This window comes from Providencia huaxiensis (assembly GCF_002843235.3).
In the GTDB taxonomy this organism is placed as follows: Bacteria; Pseudomonadota; Gammaproteobacteria; order Enterobacterales; family Enterobacteriaceae; genus Providencia; species Providencia huaxiensis.
In genome coordinates, this window is record NZ_CP031123.2 from 1,734,613 (window position 1) to 1,754,134 (window position 19,522).

The 19,522-nt window shown below is 48.4% G+C and carries 25 protein-coding genes; 14 read left to right on the forward strand and 11 right to left on the reverse strand.

What is annotated here, in order from left to right; translation table 11 throughout:
• Window positions 1-358: 358 nt before the first annotated feature.
• The 10 genes from CYG50_RS09680 to CYG50_RS09725 form a co-directional block, all read right to left on the reverse strand.
• Window positions 359-586: a type I toxin-antitoxin system ptaRNA1 family toxin gene (locus CYG50_RS09680; protein WP_102138702.1), complete on the reverse strand. Its 228-nt coding sequence runs from the start codon at window positions 584-586 to the stop codon at window positions 359-361.
• A gap of 72 nt (window positions 587-658) precedes the next feature.
• Window positions 659-913: a hypothetical protein gene (locus CYG50_RS09685; RefSeq protein ID WP_102138703.1), complete on the reverse strand. Its 255-nt coding sequence runs from the start codon at window positions 911-913 to the stop codon at window positions 659-661.
• 20 nt (window positions 914-933) lie between these two features.
• Window positions 934-1,131: a conjugal transfer protein TrbL gene (locus CYG50_RS23050; protein WP_231619285.1), complete on the reverse strand. Its 198-nt coding sequence runs from the start codon at window positions 1,129-1,131 to the stop codon at window positions 934-936.
• Between the two features lie 55 nt (window positions 1,132-1,186).
• Complete coding sequence (trbL, locus tag CYG50_RS09695) at window positions 1,187-2,479, reverse strand: P-type conjugative transfer protein TrbL (RefSeq protein ID WP_102138705.1); 1,293 nt, start codon at window positions 2,477-2,479, stop codon at window positions 1,187-1,189.
• Window positions 2,480-2,481: 2 nt separating this feature from the next.
• Window positions 2,482-2,679 (reverse strand): hypothetical protein, encoded by a 198-nt coding sequence (locus CYG50_RS09700; protein ID WP_102138706.1) that lies wholly within the window; start codon window positions 2,677-2,679, stop codon window positions 2,482-2,484.
• A gap of 2 nt (window positions 2,680-2,681) precedes the next feature.
• A complete protein-coding gene (gene trbJ, locus CYG50_RS09705; protein ID WP_102138707.1) occupies window positions 2,682-3,455 on the reverse strand; it encodes a P-type conjugative transfer protein TrbJ in 774 nt (257 codons plus the stop codon).
• Between the two features lie 211 nt (window positions 3,456-3,666).
• On the reverse strand, window positions 3,667-5,427 hold the full coding sequence (gene traI / locus CYG50_RS09710) for a TraI/MobA(P) family conjugative relaxase (protein WP_102138708.1): 1,761 nt from the start codon (window positions 5,425-5,427) through the stop codon (window positions 3,667-3,669).
• On the reverse strand, window positions 5,424-5,798 hold the full coding sequence (gene traJ, locus CYG50_RS09715; protein ID WP_102138709.1) for a conjugal transfer transcriptional regulator TraJ: 375 nt from the start codon (window positions 5,796-5,798) through the stop codon (window positions 5,424-5,426). Before traJ ends, traI begins: the two co-directional genes overlap by 4 nt.
• A 991-nt stretch (window positions 5,799-6,789) precedes the next feature.
• Window positions 6,790-7,797 (reverse strand): replication protein RepA, encoded by a 1,008-nt coding sequence (locus tag CYG50_RS09720; protein ID WP_102138710.1) that lies wholly within the window; start codon window positions 7,795-7,797, stop codon window positions 6,790-6,792.
• 12 nt (window positions 7,798-7,809) lie between these two features.
• On the reverse strand, window positions 7,810-8,034 hold the full coding sequence (locus CYG50_RS09725; RefSeq protein WP_102138711.1) for a helix-turn-helix transcriptional regulator: 225 nt from the start codon (window positions 8,032-8,034) through the stop codon (window positions 7,810-7,812).
• Between the two features lie 199 nt (window positions 8,035-8,233).
• On the opposite strand from CYG50_RS09725, the gene CYG50_RS09730 reads away from it, so the two are divergent.
• The 14 genes from CYG50_RS09730 (at window position 8,234) to CYG50_RS22920 (ending at window position 17,929) form a co-directional block, all read left to right on the forward strand.
• Complete coding sequence (locus CYG50_RS09730) at window positions 8,234-9,376, forward strand: hypothetical protein (protein ID WP_102138712.1); 1,143 nt, start codon at window positions 8,234-8,236, stop codon at window positions 9,374-9,376.
• Between the two features lie 296 nt (window positions 9,377-9,672).
• The gene (locus CYG50_RS09735; RefSeq protein WP_102138713.1) at window positions 9,673-10,266 is read left to right on the forward strand and encodes a tyrosine-type recombinase/integrase; all 594 of its coding nucleotides are present in this window, start codon (window positions 9,673-9,675) and stop codon (window positions 10,264-10,266) included.
• A 21-nt stretch (window positions 10,267-10,287) separates the two neighbouring features.
• A complete protein-coding gene (locus CYG50_RS09740) occupies window positions 10,288-10,683 on the forward strand; it encodes a DUF6088 family protein (protein ID WP_089110956.1) in 396 nt (131 codons plus the stop codon).
• A 105-nt stretch (window positions 10,684-10,788) separates the two neighbouring features.
• Window positions 10,789-11,397, forward strand: coding sequence for a TetR/AcrR family transcriptional regulator (locus CYG50_RS09745; protein WP_004393990.1), 609 nt, complete (start codon window positions 10,789-10,791; stop codon window positions 11,395-11,397).
• On the forward strand, window positions 11,394-12,545 hold the full coding sequence (locus CYG50_RS09750) for an efflux RND transporter periplasmic adaptor subunit (protein ID WP_102138714.1): 1,152 nt from the start codon (window positions 11,394-11,396) through the stop codon (window positions 12,543-12,545). The genes CYG50_RS09745 and CYG50_RS09750 overlap by 4 nt, the downstream gene beginning before the upstream one ends.
• Window positions 12,542-13,747 (forward strand): ABC transporter permease, encoded by a 1,206-nt coding sequence (locus tag CYG50_RS09755; RefSeq protein WP_089110954.1) that lies wholly within the window; start codon window positions 12,542-12,544, stop codon window positions 13,745-13,747. Before CYG50_RS09750 ends, CYG50_RS09755 begins: the two co-directional genes overlap by 4 nt.
• A 1-nt stretch (window position 13,748) precedes the next feature.
• A complete protein-coding gene (locus CYG50_RS09760) occupies window positions 13,749-14,459 on the forward strand; it encodes an ABC transporter ATP-binding protein (RefSeq protein WP_014611607.1) in 711 nt (236 codons plus the stop codon).
• A gap of 28 nt (window positions 14,460-14,487) precedes the next feature.
• Window positions 14,488-14,652: a hypothetical protein gene (locus CYG50_RS23630; RefSeq protein WP_226981121.1), complete on the forward strand. Its 165-nt coding sequence runs from the start codon at window positions 14,488-14,490 to the stop codon at window positions 14,650-14,652.
• A 96-nt stretch (window positions 14,653-14,748) separates the two neighbouring features.
• On the forward strand, window positions 14,749-14,922 hold the full coding sequence (locus CYG50_RS23635; RefSeq protein WP_231619284.1) for a hypothetical protein: 174 nt from the start codon (window positions 14,749-14,751) through the stop codon (window positions 14,920-14,922).
• Window positions 14,916-16,037, forward strand: coding sequence for a type I restriction enzyme subunit R domain-containing protein (locus CYG50_RS23065; protein WP_238706841.1), 1,122 nt, complete (start codon window positions 14,916-14,918; stop codon window positions 16,035-16,037). Before CYG50_RS23635 ends, CYG50_RS23065 begins: the two co-directional genes overlap by 7 nt.
• Window positions 16,038-16,060: 23 nt before the next feature.
• The gene (locus CYG50_RS23070; protein WP_231619282.1) at window positions 16,061-16,630 is read left to right on the forward strand and encodes a hypothetical protein; all 570 of its coding nucleotides are present in this window, start codon (window positions 16,061-16,063) and stop codon (window positions 16,628-16,630) included.
• A complete protein-coding gene (locus CYG50_RS23075; RefSeq protein WP_238706842.1) occupies window positions 16,631-16,969 on the forward strand; it encodes a hypothetical protein in 339 nt (112 codons plus the stop codon).
• 65 nt (window positions 16,970-17,034) lie between these two features.
• Window positions 17,035-17,745: a M48 family metallopeptidase gene (locus CYG50_RS09775; RefSeq protein WP_238706843.1), complete on the forward strand. Its 711-nt coding sequence runs from the start codon at window positions 17,035-17,037 to the stop codon at window positions 17,743-17,745.
• A gap of 10 nt (window positions 17,746-17,755) precedes the next feature.
• Window positions 17,756-17,929 carry a hypothetical protein gene (locus CYG50_RS22920; protein WP_004394002.1) on the forward strand — a complete coding sequence of 58 codons (174 nt, stop codon included), beginning with the start codon at window positions 17,756-17,758 and terminating at the stop codon, window positions 17,927-17,929.
• A gap of 258 nt (window positions 17,930-18,187) precedes the next feature.
• On the opposite strand, the gene CYG50_RS09780 is transcribed toward CYG50_RS22920, so the two are convergent.
• Window positions 18,188-19,375, reverse strand: a complete 1,188-nt coding sequence (locus tag CYG50_RS09780; protein WP_102138716.1) for a tyrosine-type recombinase/integrase — start codon at window positions 19,373-19,375, stop codon at window positions 18,188-18,190.
• Window positions 19,376-19,522: the final 147 nt, after the last annotated feature.

Genomic DNA, 19,522 nt, shown 5'->3' on the forward strand with positions numbered 1-19,522 from the left:
GAAGCGATAGGTTCGCAACCTGATTGACGAACGGAGTGAGGAGATCAGGTTGCGAACCTATCGCAACCATAAAACCGTTCAATAAATTAGAGTCTGGCTAAACACCCGACTAGACGGATTCGTCCTAAGCTAAAGAGCTCTATAACTATATCATAACTATATGAGGTTATTCAATTTCATGTTCTTGATGCTTTACTTCTAATAACGTGTTGCCAGCAGAAATGGGGCTTTGTGCCTCACACCAGCTCGCCTTTGGCTACACCTCAATTAATTTCTTTCCTCGGACAGGCAGTACACCTTGATAGATGTACTGCTTTTCCTCGTATTCGTTTTGCCTTATCGTTCATCAGCTTTTGCCTCAGTTACTTGTCACCAGCCGGATAGTGTCCAACGCCTGCTCGAAGTCCTCCGGCGTCGCTCGGCCAGTTTCAGCCTGGTAGTAAAGGATCGTAAACATATTGGCGACCGCTTCTGCGACAGACGAAATCTGCTGAGCGGTTTCCTGATCAATGAATTCTAGGGAGGCCAGCTTGATTGCTGCCTGATGAATTGCGTGCTGAACTTCGATATTATGTGTGATTGCCATGCGTCACCTCTCTGACAGGTGGTATGTGAAAATTCGTGCCGGTGCACCATCACCGGCCCGTGTACTTTCGTTCTACTTGCGTCGGCCAAACGGCCAGCGTCTCATTTTGTCGATTTGATCGACCGATCTCGTCATGTCCTTGTAAGCACGTCCGGCCAACCTGTTTTGGAATACCTCCATTTTGTCGGCAATGTCTTTCATCTTCGGGCCGTGTCCGGTGCTGTGCAGCCACTGCCCCAAAAAATAGAAGGCCAGCATCACAATGAACATCCCTGCGAAGAAACCAAATACCTCCGCAAGGTTTTGAGGTGGAAAGCTAAACTCCATAATCAGTAATCCTTATCTAGTTAGGCCATACGACTCTTTTTAACAAAACTGGCAACCTCTTCGTTGCGCTCCTGCTGGCGTTCCTGGGCATACGACACGTAGTCCTCAACATCGAAGGTGTGCTTTTCCGGGTCACGCTCTTGCCATTCTGCGTGCGCTTGGCGGGCTTCTTTTTGGTCCTCACTGGATAGGCCATCAAAGCCGCCTGTTTGATTCATCCAGCCAGTACCCACACCGCCCAAGCTATCGTTGTCAAATGCAGGGGAAGCGTCGTCAGTCGCCCTCCTGGTCATCGCTATCCCCGTCATCTTTCGTGCTGTTTCGGATCGAGCTAGCTAGACGGCCTCCAGCAGTGCCGCTGATTCTATCCCCGGCCATATCCCCCATTCCCTTCATCAAATTCGCACCGGTATCCGCTGCAATACGCCCCGCTTTTACAGCGCTACCTTTAAAACCACCAGAGGATTGGCCACCGCTAGAAGATTGGCCGGAAGCTTGGGAGAAGGAGCCAGCCTCATCAGAATCGCCACTGCCACTGATTGCTCCGCCAAGGCTCGACATAACGTCAGTATTGTTCGCTACGTTCTCACCTGCTTTTGCAAATGCAGCCTGAATAGCAGACGCACCGCCGGCAGTAGCCATTGCTGCACCGGCAGCCATACCGCCAGTGGCAACAGCCGCTCCGGCCATCGCTCCGGCACTGATACTGCCAGCACCTGCCGCCGCGCCGCCTCCAGGAACCAGGCTGGCGACCACATTGGGAACCGAGTGAATGAGCATCACAAGAACCAGTGAAACGACAAAGATCACCAGCAGTTCACGCATAGGGGCATCATTAGATAGATCGGCATAGAAACCGTCCATGATCGACATGGCAATACCAATGAGCAACGTCATTGTCATCAACTTCAAAGCAACGCCCAATACGCTTTTGAAGTAGTTGATTGCTATATCTGAAGTCCAACGCGAACCACCAAACCCCAGCACGAAGACACCGGCATAGATCAATATCCAAGCCGTCACCAAGGCCAACAACACATTGGCCGCCACTACCGCCATACAGGCCAAAATTGCCAGCGTGATTAAGAAGATAGACAAGTTATCTATCGGGCTTGTGATGCTGTAGGACTCACCAGCTTTCACAATAATGTCGAACGCAATACTAATAGGCTCTGACGGGGTTAGGTCTCTCGAAAGGCCACCGGCTTGAGCACCGATCATTCTCAATGAGTCGATGATTGACGTCGCAAAGTCTGGGCCGTTTCTGAGCAACCAAAGAAAGAAACCAAACGTCAGGATGAAGCGGACGAACTCGGCAAAAAACTCCCTTATATCCGCTTGTTTAAGGATTAAGGTCCCGCCAGTCCAAACAAGGGATATCGTACCCAGCGTCCAGAATAGCCAGGCGGCATAGTTTGTAATTACCGTGCCCCAAGTAGCACTGGCCGTCATGAAACGCACGGCCACTTCATCCAAGACACCATTAGGATCAATGGCCGCTGACGCAGTTTGCGAAGTCAGTAAAACTGCCAGGAGCATCACAAGTCGAATGAATATCTTGTTCATGGTTAGAACCCCTTGTTCTTGGAGCGATCAGTGGGTTCGCCCATATCCCAAAGACAGTTCCCTTCTTCCCTCTGCTCTTTCGTCAGGTTTGGGTTGTCACAGTCGATCGTTGCAGGCTTGGGCCCGTCATCTTCACCGCATCCCACCAGAACGAAGGAGACCAACGCACTAACGATAAAAGTTCGTGTGATATTTTTCATAATTAAAACCCCTTGTTTTCCGAACGGTCGGTTGGCTCGCCCATATCAAACAACCTTTCACGGGACGCTTGATATTGAGCTTCGCGGTCAGCATCCGCCTGCATTCGAGTGCCAACAGCATTCTGCTGAGCGATCAGCAGGCTGCGGATTTGCAGGAGCTGGTTGGCCTGGTTGCTAGCAAGCTGGTTAGCGTAGCCAATGGCCGCCAATTGGCCGTCCGCGCTCTGAGCACCAGATTGCAGGCGATTAAGCTGACGGGCATCGGCTTCCAAGTTATCTTGCTGCTGTTCCAGACTCCTAAACAGTGCGTCGTTGGCCTTTTTCTGCGATTCAGACGCAAGGCGTCGGTTCTCGGTCATTGCGGCCCGTTCTGCATCGCTGCACCCCGCCGCCGAGAAACAAGGAGAGCTGCGGTAATAGGCCACGTCCTGGAACTTGCCTAAGTAAGCATCGAGGCTGCCAAGCTGGTTCTGGTAATAGGCGAGCGTGTTGGTCGCCTGGTTCAGATCGTTGATGGTGCGCTGCGCCTGGTCCCAAATATAAGAAGCCGGGGCCATCGAGTTTTGCAGCATATTTTCGTACTGCTGCAACTGGGTTTGATACTGCTGAATTTGTTTAGCAGTCTGTGTAACAGCTTCCATTGCCGACATGATGTTCTGAACTAGATTCGTACCATCAGCAACCGGAATCCCCGCATATACAGGATTAGAAAGGTTTAACGCCAAGGAGATGGCAAGCACGGGAATTTTAGCCGCTAAAATTTTTCGTTTTAGCATGGTTAATTACTCTTAGTGGTTATGACTAAAAGTTGCATTCACCAACCTGTATGCCAGCGGTGAATGTGGGCCTTTTCAGAGATAGCTCGCCACTTACTATCCCGGCGCCCGACCTGCGCGACACCGTAAACGCGCGGCCAAATAGGGTTAAACATCGGTGTTATTACCAACCGAAGCGGTTAGGGCTTCCGTCGATTCCTTTGCCATCACATCAACGTGATCGGCTCTTATGTTGTCGTTTCGCCTTTTTAGCTGCCTGCTCAGCTTGGAGCTTAGCTTTACGCTGCTCTAGTACTGGCATGACCGCCGCTTTTTCAGTTACAGGGCCTGACTGTATAGCTAAGACTTCTAGCTGAGAGAGATTCTGCAACCAGCCACGGCGTGAAGGTGGCACTTTGCCAATCGGTAACACGCCAGGCTTATCAGACCGCTTGGCCCTTTTATTCTGGGTCATTAATGCCTGACGACGGCGTTCTAGTCCTTGATCGGCAAATTTGATAGACAGATTGCCATCTACCGTCGCCTTGATTACTCGCGCCTTGAACTCAGGCGAACCAGTCACGGTAATACGATTACCGTAACGCTCCATTGCTACCTTTAGCGCAGCTAAGACACTGGTTTGGTTGGAAGCCGTCGACACTTGTAGACGCTCACCGTCATCACGCACAGCGCTGTTACCTACTCGATAAATAATGGTGCCTTTTTTCGTAATCGTATCGACCGTTGCTTTGAGCTCGGCCTGAACGGCATCTCCTTTGAGGGTATTGCCTTTAAGCTTTTGTGCAGCCTCTCGGCTACGTAGCGCTTTGAGGGCTTCACCATCTCCCTGCAATGCCTGGCTCTTTAACCAATCCGCCCAGGCTTGGCGTTTATTGCTTTGATATATCGTTTGCCGTTGCTCTTGGTAACGCTTGTGAATGCTCTCAAGATCGCTTTTCAATGCATCGCTGGCCTGTTTGTACAAAAGCTTCTTAGTAAGCTTATTACTACCGGTTAACTTAATCGCTGCGCGACGGCCACGCCCTTTCCTCTTGGCGTTTTCAATCTGTCGATCTTTATCACGGCGGGCCTGTTCGAGGGCTTGCGACTTACTCGCTGCAGCACGTTTCTGCTCTGATTGATAACGGGCATATAGCTCGGTGGTATCCACCTTCAATCGAACAGGTCGGTGTGTATATTGGCGGCTCGGCTTAACAGAATCCGATGCAGTCGCTTCAAAGGGACCAAGGCGCGCTTCGAGTTTGGATTTAGAAAACTCACGTCCCAAGGTGCTCGCTTTGATGATCGCTTCACCGTCAGCAACGATCACTAGACCATTTCCTCTGGTTCTTAACTGCAAACCATTGTCCTGCATGACTTGGTGCAACGCCTGCCAGCTATTGGCTGATTTAATCTCGTCCATACATTCGCGCTTCACCCACCCCACTAAGCTTTCAATACCCGAATGTCGCTCCATATCCATCGCACGTGATTCCGCCCCACGCTTGCGCGGTATGTGATTATCCGGCTGCAAACCAAAATCCTGCTCGATGGCCTCGCACATTTCCGCTAGCTTTTTATGTGGGTAATAAGGCTCATGGATTGTATTTCGCGTGGGATGGATTTTATTGATCGCGATATGGATATGTTGATTGTCCGTATCGTTGTGCACAGCGCTGACACTCTGATGTTCTCCATAACCTAAGCCTTGGCAAATGCGCTCTTCTATCGCGGCCAAGGTATTTGCTTCTAACTGTTCGCCACTTGGGAAGCTCACGATTAGATGATAGGTTTTATCACTCTTCGCTCGGGTGTTCGCGAATTGAGTTGCTAACACTTCGCTGATCGCATCGCGCACGGTTTTCGCTTCACAGTTATTTAAACGAACGTTACCAAGTCGATGCTCTTTGCTCTGGTGATCGGTGATGTAATTCACCAAGCCCGCAAAGTCAGATTTACCTTGCGAACGCATCGGTACGTGCTTGACTATCATTGATCGACCCTCGGGCGAAGAATGGATTCCATAAGCGAGCTCATTTGATCTTGTGTCGCTTCAATACGATTAAGCACCGCTAAGATTGTATTGACTCCCACATTCGCTACCTTGGCATCATTACTAAGCCATAACTTAAGCAAACCACCCAAACGCCCTAAGTCACCATTCACTCTTACCAGTTCGCGTACCTGTTCTACATCGGTAATACCTTGAATGCGATAACCTTGGCCGACTTCACGTAGATAAGTAGAAGTACTAAGACCTGCTTGCACAGACAGCGATTCGATCAACTCACGCTCCTCTGGCAAACAGTAAACCTTAATCGGTGGGCTATTTTTTCGAGTGATCTTGTTCGTGCTGTTCCCCATGCTTTGCCTCCTATCTCTGGCCCCGCAGGGCAGGATTAACGTTGAGCTCCGAAGGTGCGAATAAGTCCAAAGTGAAGAGGCTTCGCCATGCTTGCATGGTGTGCCTACTTCACACATCCTGCCCGCATTTCAACTTTGGTTTTATCACGGAAAGTTATGCATGCCCTTGTGCATTTCTCTGCATTTAACTGTTTATTCCTGTGTAAACCATGTTTACCTGATAAGTCAGACACTTATAGCGGTATGACAGCGTACTTATAGCGACTGAATAGCGCTAAAATAGCGGCCTTACAGCAATTTATGTGTATTGGCTTTACTCAATATCACGACACAGAAAAACACAGCTTTCCTAGCACTTTCCGCTCTAGGCTAAATTCAAAGTCTTCGTACTTAACTGCCCCTCAAGTGTCAATGAATGTTTAGACGCCAAGGAGAAAAAATAAAAACATTTTATTTTCATAAAGTTAAAAACACATAACTTCCAAAAAAATGATTTCATTGACAGTTTTGATCACGACACAGACAAACATCGCTTTCTTAACACTGTCCGCCCTAGAGTAAATTCAAAGCCTTCGTGTTTGACTGCCCCTCAAGTGTCAATAAATGTTTAAACGCCAAGGAGAAAAAAATAAAAACATTTTATTTTCATAAAGTTAAAAATACATAACTTCCCCAAAAATGATTTCATTGACACTTTTGAGCAACTTATTGATCAAAGTTATCCACAATATTTGTTTGGTCAACTACAGGTTTATTTTTTTATATAGGTATACCTACAGGAAAGACTATAGGGGGTTCTGCAACCACATGTTATTAAAAAGCTTTTTAGCCTTTCTAGAAACAGAACATGCGCACTCAGAAACAAAACATGCGCAGCCAGAAACAGAACATGCGCAAAATCCCCCCTTTAAAGGGAAACAGAACATGCGTGGATAACTTTCTAAACACCCAGGCTTACTAACATCAAGAATGGTGCGTACATACTGTTTCATCACACTTCAATATCCCGTGAAACCTGTCGCTTTGTCTGACGAGGTACTTGAGGAGCACTAGGCTTCAAAAGCAACCCTTTTTCGGTTGGAATAGCATCTAGCTCTGGCCATGCCTGCTGTACCTTTTTCAGTCCATCCTTAAACCGCTGCTTAAAGCTTTTTACATTGGCATAATTAGACCCCATTTGCTCCATCAAACCTGACCACGGAATAATTGTGGCTCGCTTTAAGTAACTCACCCGATAAGTCGCCCAACAATATATGTCTAAAGCCATCGGAGAACGCTTAATCAACCGCAACACTCTCATATCCAGAGGGACCGGTTTATCAGTAATCAATTGAAAAAATTTAGGCGACAGTTCCACCCAAGATTCCCATAGTGAATCTTGATCAGGTTGCTTCGTACTCCACCAAATATGGGAAATATCAGCAACTCTGGCTCCAGTTTCATCTTCACAAATATATCCACTTTCATCATTTAGCTCTGTATAGCTAACACTGATCGTCGTTTTAAATAATCGCCGCATTTGTTCTCGAAAAGGACCAATGGTTCCATTTTCGCCTCCAGTTGAACCTAGCCCTAGCTCTTCCATAAAACGTCTTTGAGAATGTCCCAGATCAAGCTTGCGTGCTTCCTGTTCAGTGATAAAACCACTGTCCAGTCTTGACTTATTTCTCACTGCTTGTGTACTGACCCAAACCAACAACAAACGTGCATAGCAACCGTAAGGCAAACCTACAGATGAGGGGGCCATCATGTGCATTGTGAAATGACCATTCTTGCGGCTCCACTCATTCGATTTGGGCTTACTATGCGGTATAGTTGCTTGAATCAGAAGCCGAGCGATAAAACCGAGTTCATTCGCCTCCTGAGCACTGCGCTCCTGGATTGCTATGATGTTGTCGATATATTTCGTGCTGATCTCTAGCTTACCGCTGGTAACCGAGGCACTTTTTCGCCGAGTGGTTCCCTTAGCCTGAACATCCGTTACATCTTTAATCGTCATGTGGACTCAGACTTACCAAATAAAACCAGGTCTTGCGGCTTTTAACGCAGACCTACGTTTTTCTTCTATCCAGTTCTCAACCTCAGCTAGGTCCCAAGCAACACTTCGGCTGGTCAGAACAATACGGCGAGGGAACTCCCCACGCTGTTCCAGGTTATAGATGGTTCGATCAGATAGCGGAACCATACGCAGTAATGTTTTTCTATTAATCAGTGTCTTATGTGCTAGTTCATGCATGGTAATACCTCTACTTGCTGTAAGAGGTTTAATCATGCCAAACACGATAAAAGTTTAATCTTAGATTCAGGACAGAAAGGTGGAATATGAATGCTAGCCTTAGCATGCCATTACAAGACATTTCCTTTTATTGCCAATTAACAGATAAATTCTTATAGTGAAACTTTATAAAAATCGCATGTTGAGACTGGATAATGATATGGATAGTATTGAGTCAGAAAAAGATGCAGCAAAGCGCTTAGGCTTATACAATTTTTTAATCATAGATAAAGGCTGTGATGAGTTTGTATCTCAGGCTATCAAAAGATTCCGGGGGGAATGGGGGCCATATTCTCAGTACTCTACGCGTAGGAATATTATTAACTTAATTCACAAATCATTAGACAATAGCATTTCAAGGTTTATTAATAATCTTCCTGAGAAGTATCAATATTTCTTTCCAAAACAAGACAAAAAGATATCTTTAAGCTTATTGATTAAAGAGTTAGGTTTTCAAGAAGCCCATAAGGAAATAAAAAGACATCTAGCATTTTTCATCGAATACAATAGTTCTGGCACTGAAACAGATAGACGATTCATCGCCACTTTAGAAGCAATAATAAATCTAGTTTGGATGTGTTATCTAAGACGGCCGAAATTCCAAGAGTACTCAACTGATGTAAAAATTAATACTACTAGAAAGCAGACTTTATGTGAGTTCTGCGGCGAAAAAACAGAATTAACGTCATTTATAGAATCATTAGATAAGAATATCATTCAATATAAAGATCTAGACGATATAAAATTAATGGCTCTAAGCCATAATTTTTGCTCACTCCATAAACAAAAGAAAAATAATACTTCGGCTTATAAACGAGCAAAACGCTCTCAAAATCAGTTTGAAACCGAAGTATTAAGATTACGCCGACAAGTAGCCAAACCAGATAAGCGTAATGCTATGTCAGGTGATGAACTCATAGACGAATATTTCTATCTCTACCTTCAGGGGAAAATGGTCACGTCAGAACAAGCTGAAGCTTATATGAACTATGTACGCAAAACATTTGGCAATCAAATAAAAGTCGATACAACTATGCTCCATCGCTTACATGAGATTTCGGATTCTCTGACTAATGAAGGAACTATGATTTCTTCCGGTGATATTGACAAAATTCGAAACATAGCTCGAAGAATGGTCGATTCGAGGATCACTGATAACAAGAAAAGAATGCTAGTTTTGAAACAAAGAAAGCTTAGTCAAAAAGAGATAGCTCAAGAACTTTCAGAGTACACTGGTCAGCACATAATTCACCAAACCGTATCTAAGGCGCTTTCATCTGTTCGAGATGAATTTTTTCTATGAGTTAATTTAGCCGCTAAAATTTGACTCAAAAGTAGCGGGGTTTCATCTGACAGGCAGGTATGAACGTTCAAGGAAGGGATCATTACGATAACTTGGCGCAATTATTAGTTCAACTGAGCAGAGCAGACGTTCGCCTAACTTGTTTCTGCCCCTTTATTGGTTAGATCAAATACTCCAACTAATAAATCAACACCCATCGTTGATAAATACACAACTGCATACCCATGCAATCTCACACTTCCACTCTCCAACTAAAATTAATAAGGCCACTTCTAAAGTTAGATTGGAGGTCAATTATGTGGACAAAGAAAAGTCATTTAACAGGGCAGAAAAAGCCATTTAAGCTAGAAGATATCTGGCGTATTCGAACTCGACTAGAAATTGAGGGCAACATCAAAGAGCTGGCGTTACTGAATATCGCCATCGATTGTAAATTACGGTCATGTGATCTGTTGAGAATGAAAGTTCGAGATATTTCTTCAGGTGGTGTCATTCAGAACAGAGTTCTTTACCAACAAAGTAAAACGGAACGTGAGGTTCAATTCGAAATAACTTCGCGTACTGCGCAATCATTAACACAATGGTTGATGCAAAGTGGTTTATCTGCGTCTGATTATATCTTCCCTAGCCCTCGTAAGGAGGGTAAGCCTATGAGCTATAGCTGCTATTCAACCATCATTCACCGCTGGGCGTCTCAACTCGGTTATGATCCTTATCTATATGGAACTCATTCAATGCGAAGAACTAAGGCGACTTTAATCTATGCTCGAACAAAAAACATTCGTGCCGTTCAGTTACTGCTTGGACACGCTAAGTTAGACAATACAATTCGTTATCTGGGCGTCGAAATGGAAGATGCGCTTAATATATCTGAGGATATCGAAATTTAACATAGGTGACTAGTTCAAAAGATAAAGCGTTCCAGACGCTATGTTTTTGAGCGGAAAGACTTTGATGGTTTTGCTAGCTACGATCAAATTGGTCGAGCGCTTAGGTATTTGGTCAAACAAGGTGAGCTAATAAAGCTTGGCTATGGCTTGTATACCAAGGCAAGGATTAACAGCTTAACAGGCAGACCCATGCCTACTAACCCAGGGGGAAGCGATGCCCTGATGCGTGAGATATTAAAGATGAAAGGGGTCGATTTTGAGATGGACAACCTATCTCTGCAAAGCCTCTCAGGTGAAAGCACTCAAATACCATCATCCGTTCATTATTCATGGAATCCTAAGCAGTTTAATCGCAAGCTGGTAGTCGGCAATCGAGTACTGGGGACGTCTCAGAAAACGGAAAATAAAGCACGTTAAGCCCATTGCAGACTCTAGATATTGACGAGTACGTCGGGTTTTCTCTTGTTTGAGTTGCCTCTTGTGGTAAGATAGTAATCAATTACTATCTTACAAGGAGTGCTCGTGGACACCCATCCAAAGCATCTGCCGGCCGATGAACGTCGTGCCGTAACTGTCGAGTCCGTCGTGGCGCTTGCCGGTTCACAAAACCCAAGCGAGATAACCACTGCGGCTATCGCTAAACACATGAACTTGACCCAGGGTGCGCTGTTTCGGCACTTCCCGAACAAGGAAGCCATTTGGCAGGCGGTCATGGAGTGGGTAGCAGAGCGCCTATTAGCCAGAATCGATCGATCCGCACAAGGAATCGAGTCGCCCTTGGCAGCCATGGAGGCGATGTTCATGAGTCACATCGAATTCGTAGCTGAGCACCCAGGCGTGCCAAGAATGATGTTTGGTGAGCTTCAGCGTGCCGAATCGACACCGGCCAAGCGCATGGTGCAAACCTTGATTCAGCGCTACGGCGAACGTTTGCATCGTCTCATCGAGAAAGGCAAGGCCAGCGGCGAGTTGTCTCCCTCGCTTGACAACGAGGCGGCGGCAACGCTGTTCATTGGCACGATCCAGGGCTTGGTCATGCAATCGCTGTTGGCGGGTGATGTGGGACGTATGCACCGCGATGCGCCGCGCGTCTTTGCAATTTATCGACGTGGCATAAGGAGTGCGCAATGAAAAAGTTACCCTTGCAAGGCCGCACCCTGGCACTGCTTGCCGTCATCATTCCTTTGCTGGTGCTTTTTATTTATGTCGGTCTGCGATCAGGGCCGCTCGCCCCGGTCGCTGTGACGGTGGCAAGCGTGGAATCACGGGCTATCACACCGGCGCTGTTCGGCATCGGCACGGTGGAGGCGCGCTACACCTACAAGATCGGGCCGACGTTTGCCGGGCGCGTCAAACGCCTGGAGGTGCATGTAGGCGACCAGGTCAAGGCCGGACAGGTGCTCGGCGAGATGGAGCCGGTCGACCTTGATGATCGGGTGCGCTCACAGGAGTCTGTATTCAAGCGGGCGGAAGCGGCTTTGCGTGAGGCAGAAGCCCGGCAAGCCTACGCGCAAACCCAGGCGCGCCGCTATGAGCAATTGTTTGCGGTGCGCTCGACCAGCGAGGAAATCGTCACCACCAAGCGGCAGGAACTGCAGATCGCCGATGCCGCCCTATCCGCCGCTCGGGAAGATATTGCCCGGGCACGCTCCGACCACGAAGCACTCGTCGCGCAGCGGAGCAATCTGCGCCTGATCGCGCCGGTCGACGGTGTAGTCGCCGTGCGCGATGCCAATCCCGGCACGACCATCGTCGCGGGCCAGGCCGTGGTGGAAGTGATCGACCCCAAGAGTTTGTGGATCAATGTGCGCTTCGACCAGATCAGCGCATCGGGGCTGGCTGGGGGGCTGCCGGCTCATATCGTCCTGCGTTCGCGTGGTGGCCAGACCTTGAAAGGTCGCGTGCTGCGGGTGGAACCCAAGGCCGACGCGGTAACCGAGGAAACGCTTGCCAAGGTGACATTCGATAACAAACCAGAACCTTTGCCACCAGTGGGTGAACTGGCCGAAGTCACGGTTGACTTGCCGGCGCTCCCGGCCGCTCCACTGATCCCCAACGCTGCCGTCCAGCGTGAAGGCGATAAAGTTGGTGTCTGGCAAATCGTGGATGGTGATCTGCATTTCTCCCCGGTCAAGCTCGGCACTTCCGACCTCAATGGTTACGTGCAGGTGCGCGAAGGGCTCAAGAATGGGGACCAGGTTGTGACCTATAGCGAAAAGGCACTGACGGCGCGCAGCCGCATCCATGTGGTCGAGCATATCCCGGGAGTTTCACGATGATCAGCCTGGCCGGCCGCGACATTCTCCATGCCTGGGGGAAATTCGTCTTCACCGGCATCGGTCTGGGTCTGCTGATCGGCGTCACCCTAGTCATGGCTGGGGTGTACCGAGGCATGGTGGACGACGGCAAGGCGTTGCTCGACAACAGTGGCGCTGACCTTTGGGTGGTGCAAAAGGATACTCTGGGTCCTTATGCGGAGTCGTCCAGCCTCAACGATGACGTGTATCGCGCCATTCTCGCCATGCCGGGAGTCTCACAGGCAGCGAACGCGACCTACCTGACCATGCAGGTACGCAAGGGCGAGAGTGATGTACGCACCATGGTGGTCGGCATCGCGCCCGGTGCGTTGGGGGCTACACCCGGATGGCCTCCTTATCTCGTCGCTGGACGCCAGATCACGCGCGGTCACTACGAGGCTGTGGCCGACATCGCCACCGGCTTCAAACTGGGAGATCGTCTTGCCATTCGCCGCAATCATTACACCGTCGTGGGGCTGACACGGCGCATGGTGTCGTCCAGCGGCGACCCGATGGTATTCATTCCGCTCAAAGATGCCCAGGAGGCCCAGTTCCTCAAGGACAACGATGCCATCTGGCAAAGCCGGCGTCGCACCGAAGCCAACCCGGTCTTCAATCGACCCGGTGATCCAGGTTTGCTGGATGCCGTGATTGCTTCACAGAGCAGCAACGCGTTCGTCAATACCGTGCTGGTCACTCTGAAACCTGGTCATGCGCCGGACGAGGTTGCCGAATCCATCCAGCGCTGGAAGCGTTTGACGGTCTACACCCGGGCACAGATGGAAGACATCCTCGTCGGCAAGCTGATCGCCACCTCGGCCAAGCAGATCGGCATGTTCCTTGTGATTCTGGCCATCGTTAGCGCGGCCATCGTTGCCTTCATCATCTATTCGCTGACGATGGACAAAATCCGTGAGATCGCGGTGTTGAAGCTCATCGGCACACGCAACCGAACCATCGCCGCGATGATCATGCAGCAGGCGCTCGCCCTGGGCGTGATTGGCTTCGTGGTCGGCAAGATCACAGCCACCTTTTCAGCACCGGCTTTTCCAAAATATGTCCTGCTCACGCCAATGGATTCTGTCGCCGGTTTTTTTGCTGTGCTCGTGATCTGCGTTCTAGCTAGCCTCGTCGCCATTAGCATGGCACTCAAGGTCGATCCGGCCGAAGCCATTGGAGGTTGAGATGAGTGGCAAAGGGATACACATCGAAAGTTTAAGCAAGCGGTATGGCGATGGTGACACCGCTGTCTTTGCCTTGAGAGACGTGAATATGCATGTTGCGCCTGGTGAAGTGGTGGGACTGATCGGCCCTTCCGGGTCCGGCAAGAGCACGCTGCTCAAGTGTCTGGGTGCGGTGATCGAACCGACCGCCGGTCGCATGACGCTGGGCGATGAAGTGATCTACGCCGATGGCTGGAAAGTCCGCGACCTGCGCGCCTTACGGCGTGACAAGATCGGTTTCGTTTTCCAGGCGCCGTACCTGATTCCGTTTCTCGATGTCACCGACAACGTGGCGCTGCTGCCGATGCTTGCAGGCGTCGCGAATGGAGAGTCGCGCGCGAAGGCACTGGAATTGCTCACAGCGCTTGATGTGCAACACCGAGCTCGCGCAATGCCCTCGCAACTCTCCGGTGGCGAGCAGCAACGGGTCGCCATCGCGCGCGGACTGGTCAATCGTCCGCCGGTGATCCTGGCCGATGAACCTACTGCGCCGCTGGATTCCGAGCGCGCCATGGCTGTAATCCGCATCCTCAACGACATGGCCCGGAAGTTAGAGACCGCCATCATCGTCGTCACCCATGACGAAAAGATCATCCCCACATTCAAGCGCATCTACCACATCCGCGACGGCGTGACCCATGAGGAAGCTGGCGAAGGGCGGGAGTTCGAATGAGAGAACGATTGAATTACAGGAGAATTTCATGACCCACCGCAAACACAGCCACGCATTTGGAACTATCACCCTGACCGTTACGGCCTGCCTGCTTTTATGGGGTTTTCAGTTGCCAGCTTGGGCTGGTGACGCTACCCAGGTTGAGCCACTGGCGCTACGCAAGATCATGCAGGAACTCGGGCGCAACATGTAGGCTATTACCGGTGCGATTTCGCAGGAGGAATGGGTTCAGGTCGTTCAGCTCGCCCCAAAAGTTGCTGCACACCCCGAGCCACCGCTTACTGAAAAAATGCGCATCCTTGCTTACCTCGGCGCTGATGCGACCAAGTTCAGAAACTTTGACGCGCAGACTCACGAGGCGGCGCTGGCCATGAAGCTGGCTGCTGCGAGCAGCGACGGCAAAGCGGTGTCCAATCATTTGGCGGTGCACTGTCTGAAAAAGATCGTAAAACAGCCATGGTAACCACAGGCCGCCGCTTAGCGGAGCAAATCGGCAAAGGCAACGAGCGCATCATCTTCTCCATCATCAACAAGTTTGGCACCGCGATTGAACTGCCAGAGTGTTATAACGACAGCCCTGACATGATTGTCCTAGTTGATGAAGGCCACCGCAGCCAAAACGGTGAAAACAACATTCGAATGCAACAGGCGCTGCCAAAAGCCGCTTACATTGGCTTTACGGGGACACCACTGCTGCAAGATGACAAGACCGAAAACAAATTCGGTAAAATCATTCACTCGTACACCATGCAACAGGCGGTGGAAGATAAAACCGTTACCCCCTTACTATATGAAGAGCGTGTTCCCGAGTTAAGCACCAACGACAAAGCGCTTGATGCTTGGTTCGACCGCATCACCGATAAGCTGACCGAAAAACAACGTACCGATTTGAAGAAGAAGTTCGCTCAGAAAGGTCAAATCTATCAAACCGAGGGTCGTATTGAACTTATCGCTCATGATATTTCTGACCATTTCCAAAACTTCAAACGCCAAGGTTTAAAGGGTCAGCTTGCTTGTGACTCAAAAGCGTCTGCCATCCAATACAAAAAGCTTCTTGACCAAATTGGCAAGGTGACTTCGGTTGTCGCTATGTCACCGCCAGACACCCGTGAAGGACACGATACGGTCGATGGTGAAAGCAAAGACATGGTGCAAAATTGGTGGAAGGATAATGTCGGCAACGAAGATGAAAAAGCCTACACCAAACGCATCATTGAAGAGTTCGCCAAAGACGATGGCCCTGATTTGATGATCGTGGTGGATAAGCTTCTAACAGGCTTTGATGAGCCGAAAAACACGGTGCTGTACATCGATAAGCCGCTGAAACAACATAACCTTATCCAAGCCATCGCTCGTGTGAACCGCCTGCATCAGAAGAAAGAGTTTGGTTACCTCATCGATTACCGTGGCATCTTAAAAGAGCTCGATGCGACCATTGCGGACTACCAGGACTTGGCCGAGCACACCCAAGGTGGTTTTGATATCGATGACCTTAAAGGCTTGTACAGCCGCATGGTACTGAATATAAGAAGCTGCCAGGTCTTTATAGTGAGCTGTGGGCATTTTTTATTGATGTAAAAAACACACAAGATCCGCAAGCAATGGCACGGGTATTTGCGCCGAACATAGAATACGTAGATGGTCAGCCCACCGATTTAAACCTAAAGAAACGCCAAGATTTTTATAGCACGCTCACTGCGTTTGCTAATTGCTTAAAAGTCGCCCTGCAATCAGCCACCTACTTTGAAGACAAGAGCTTTGATGATAAACGTCAGATTTATAAAGACACGCTAAAAAGCATGACATCACTGCGTAAAGTTGTCCGTGAGCAAGCAGAAGAGACCATTGATTACGACGAGTACGCTGAGAGCATTCGCACTATGTTAGACAAGCACATCGGCGGCGTTGAGATCCAAGAGTCTAAAGGCGCTTATCTGGTTGGCAATATGGGTAAGGATATAAAACCAGAAGAGCTAAGTGACGATGAGGCTCGTAATAAGAAAGATGCGATCACAGGGCGTGTCACTAAGATGATTGAGCAAGACCTTGCCGACGACCCTTACGCTCAAGAGTATTTCTCGAAGCTACTTAAACAAGCGATTCAGCAAGCAAAAGAGATGTTTGATGCGCCTGTTAAGCAATATCTCCTATTTGCTGATTTTGAACAGTAAGTGAAGGAGCGCAAAGTCGAAGGAATGCCAACCGATCGCTTCGCAGAGCTAGACCCCAAAATTAAGCGTCATGTACAAGCTTACTTTGGATTGTTCTTAAAACATGGCGCTGAAGGTCAAGGTCTTACTGAAGAACAATGCCTCAACTATGCAGTAGAGATTGACGAGAAAGTGCGCAAAGCGGTGGCAGAGTTTTCAATCAATCCATCAGAGATTGAAAACCAGATCACTCTAGAGGTGCTGCCTTTACTGTTTGCCGATTTAGGGGTCGATAAAGCGCAAGTCATTGCCGAAGAAGTGGTGCAAATCACTCGCTTAGGTTTAGCTGGTCACCATTAATGGCATCAACACTCTCTGACGAACGTAACAAAGAGGAATACAGCTTCATCTATGGAGATGAGGCTGTGAGCTATGAGGTGCTGCGTAAGCCTATCAAACAAGGAAAAAAGCGAAGTATTACCATCAAGGTGCAACCCAACTGTGATGTCACAGTTAGTACCCCAGAAGACGCTGAGCTTGAGGACATTCACCAAGCGGTAATGAAACGTGCCAAGTGGATTTATGATGCCCTGAAAGAGTTTCGAGGTCATTTGGAGTACGTGCAGCCCAAACACTACGTTAGTGGTGAGATGCAGTTCTATCTTGGGCGTCGTTATGTATTGAAGATCGTGGAAGATTCAGAAGCCTTACCAACGGTAAAAATGACTCGCGGTAAGTTACTTGTCACCTTGACGAGGTTTAACGATGACAAAACTTCCATGGTTAAAGCTTTGGTGCGCAACTGGTACAAGGTTCGTGCTGAACGTATTTTCCATGAGCGCCTATCTGAGTTACTACCTCAAGCGACATGGGTTGATGGTATCCCCAGCTTTCGTGTACTGCCCATGACAAAGCAATGGGGAAGCTGTTCAGCCAAAGGGAACCTGATGCTCAACCCTCATCTAATTAAAGCGCCTAAAGAGTGTATTGATTACGTGATTCTGCACGAGCTTTGTCATATCGCTGAGTACAACCACAGTGAGAAATTCTGGCGCTTATTAACAAGCGTGATGCCCAATTGGAAAGCAGTAAAAGCCCGTTTAGATGGAATGGCGGAGCTGTATTTGAATGAGTAAGGATTGTTGAATGACATGCCCAACTTGTGAAAAGCATATTGGCTGGGATTGGCTCGAAGATGAGTGCATCGAGCCAAACGAAGCCTTTGACTGCCCACACTGTGATGAAACCTTGCGCTATGAAGTGGATGAAGGTACTTACCTTGGTGCTCAGCATGTAACGATTGAAGTTGTGGATGATTAGGTAAATTATTTATATCCGAGTGCCTATTCATTTAAGGTGAATAAGTATTTTCATTGTTCCATGAAGGTTTCGATGCATCGAATCTTTACTCTAACCAATAAATGTCCAAAAATCAGTTACGTTGAATGTCAGTTACCTTAATAAGCTTAAAATGAGACGAGTCAAAAATGATACTTAGATGGCTGTCAGATATGATTAATTTCTCATCAAATCTGACAGATCAAGTTAAGACTTACTCGTATAATTGATAGCAAGATACTAAGTGGTCCACTCATCAATCATGTCAGCCCAGTCCTGCAACATGGCCGCGCGCTGCTCTCGGTACTCGGCTTTATTGTAAACTGCCCTCACCCCTTTCTGTTCGTGTGCCAGGCACTTTTCTATCCAATCCGTGTTGTATCCAGCCTCATGCAGCAAAGTGCTCGCTGTTCTACGCAGGTCATGCGGCCCAAACTTACTTAGTGACTGCCCATCCTTCTGCGCAGCCTTGTACGTTAAAGCCAATACACGATTCATTGTCGCACTGCTCATTGGGGCATCGGAGTCATAACGGGAAGGAAGAATATAATCAGACCCACCGGCAAATGTCTTCAAGGCAATAAGAATGTCCATCGCCTGGCGTGACAAAAACACCAAGTGAGGCTTTCGCCGTTTCATTCTTTCTTTCGGAATCGTCCACAGCGCTTCGCTAAAGTTAATTTCACTCCAAGTCGCATTGGTTAATTCGCTTTTGCGCACCATAGTTAGCAATAGCAATTTTACCGCAGTACGAATCGAAGGCGTGGTTCCAACTTTTTCCATATAACGATACATCAAACCGATTTCAGCCGGTGTTAACGTTCGGTCTCTTGGCTCAAATCGAGCGATACTTGCGGGCCTCACCAAGTCTGCCGGGTTGTCAACTTTCTGGCCCCGTTCAATTGCCCACCGATACACCTGAAGTACAATATCACGCGTGTGTACAGCCGTTGCGGGCGCACCACGCTCTACTATCGAGTCAGTCAGTGCTCGCAGATCTTCATGGGTAATTTCTGTGAGCTTCCAGTTACCAAATTTATCTTTGAGTTCTCGGGCATAGACTGAGCGACGCATATCCCGGGTAGAATCGGCCATCTGATAACCTCGTAGCCATTTTATAGCCCAAGCACCAAAGGTTTCAGCATCTTTCGTTCTCGCCTTCGCACGGGCTTTCTCTTTGGCCGGTGACTTTCCATCAGTAACCATTCTCTTCGCTTCATTGAGACGCTCACGTGCTTCTGCTAACGTGATGCCTCCTATTCCATAGCGGCCAAAGGTAATGGTTTCTTGTCTGCCATTGATCGAGTAGTTGTAGCGAAAGGAGATAGACCCCGCTTTGGTGACAGCAACATAGAGGCCATCACGATCATTGACTTTGTAAAGTTTATCTTTGGGTTTGAGATTGCGTAGCTTGGTATCAGTCAGCATGTTTCGACCTATTATTTTTGTTTGATACCATGCTGAAACACCCCTAAAAAACTAGACGTTAATCTTTATAAAACAAATAGATATAAAAAATTAATACCATGCCCCATCAAAAACACTCAGCATGGTATCGGGCGTAATCCATGGCAT

What these genes read in the sequence shown, in the direction of transcription:
- CYG50_RS09680 (WP_102138702.1), bottom strand. Translation starts at nt 586, where the DNA reads ATGGCAATCACACATAATATCGAAGTTCAGCACGCAATTCATCAGGCA.
- CYG50_RS09685 (WP_102138703.1), bottom strand. Translation starts at nt 913, where the DNA reads ATGGAGTTTAGCTTTCCACCTCAAAACCTTGCGGAGGTATTTGGTTTC.
- CYG50_RS23050 (WP_231619285.1), bottom strand. Translation starts at nt 1,131, where the DNA reads ATGAATCAAACAGGCGGCTTTGATGGCCTATCCAGTGAGGACCAAAAA.
- trbL (WP_102138705.1), bottom strand. Translation starts at nt 2,479, where the DNA reads ATGAACAAGATATTCATTCGACTTGTGATGCTCCTGGCAGTTTTACTG.
- CYG50_RS09700 (WP_102138706.1), bottom strand. Translation starts at nt 2,679, where the DNA reads ATGAAAAATATCACACGAACTTTTATCGTTAGTGCGTTGGTCTCCTTC.
- trbJ (WP_102138707.1), bottom strand. Translation starts at nt 3,455, where the DNA reads ATGCTAAAACGAAAAATTTTAGCGGCTAAAATTCCCGTGCTTGCCATC.
- traI (WP_102138708.1), bottom strand. Translation starts at nt 5,427, where the DNA reads ATGATAGTCAAGCACGTACCGATGCGTTCGCAAGGTAAATCTGACTTT.
- traJ (WP_102138709.1), bottom strand. Translation starts at nt 5,798, where the DNA reads ATGGGGAACAGCACGAACAAGATCACTCGAAAAAATAGCCCACCGATT.
- CYG50_RS09720 (WP_102138710.1), bottom strand. Translation starts at nt 7,797, where the DNA reads ATGACGATTAAAGATGTAACGGATGTTCAGGCTAAGGGAACCACTCGG.
- CYG50_RS09725 (WP_102138711.1), bottom strand. Translation starts at nt 8,034, where the DNA reads ATGCATGAACTAGCACATAAGACACTGATTAATAGAAAAACATTACTG.
- CYG50_RS09730 (WP_102138712.1), top strand. Translation starts at nt 8,234, where the DNA reads ATGGATAGTATTGAGTCAGAAAAAGATGCAGCAAAGCGCTTAGGCTTA.
- CYG50_RS09735 (WP_102138713.1), top strand. Translation starts at nt 9,673, where the DNA reads ATGTGGACAAAGAAAAGTCATTTAACAGGGCAGAAAAAGCCATTTAAG.
- CYG50_RS09750 (WP_102138714.1), top strand. Translation starts at nt 11,394, where the DNA reads ATGAAAAAGTTACCCTTGCAAGGCCGCACCCTGGCACTGCTTGCCGTC.
- CYG50_RS09755 (WP_089110954.1), top strand. Translation starts at nt 12,542, where the DNA reads ATGATCAGCCTGGCCGGCCGCGACATTCTCCATGCCTGGGGGAAATTC.
- CYG50_RS09760 (WP_014611607.1), top strand. Translation starts at nt 13,749, where the DNA reads ATGAGTGGCAAAGGGATACACATCGAAAGTTTAAGCAAGCGGTATGGC.
- CYG50_RS23630 (WP_226981121.1), top strand. Translation starts at nt 14,488, where the DNA reads ATGACCCACCGCAAACACAGCCACGCATTTGGAACTATCACCCTGACC.
- CYG50_RS23635 (WP_231619284.1), top strand. Translation starts at nt 14,749, where the DNA reads ATGCGCATCCTTGCTTACCTCGGCGCTGATGCGACCAAGTTCAGAAAC.
- CYG50_RS23065 (WP_238706841.1), top strand. Translation starts at nt 14,916, where the DNA reads ATGGTAACCACAGGCCGCCGCTTAGCGGAGCAAATCGGCAAAGGCAAC.
- CYG50_RS23070 (WP_231619282.1), top strand. Translation starts at nt 16,061, where the DNA reads ATGGCACGGGTATTTGCGCCGAACATAGAATACGTAGATGGTCAGCCC.
- CYG50_RS22920 (WP_004394002.1), top strand. Translation starts at nt 17,756, where the DNA reads ATGACATGCCCAACTTGTGAAAAGCATATTGGCTGGGATTGGCTCGAA.
- CYG50_RS09780 (WP_102138716.1), bottom strand. Translation starts at nt 19,375, where the DNA reads ATGCTGACTGATACCAAGCTACGCAATCTCAAACCCAAAGATAAACTT.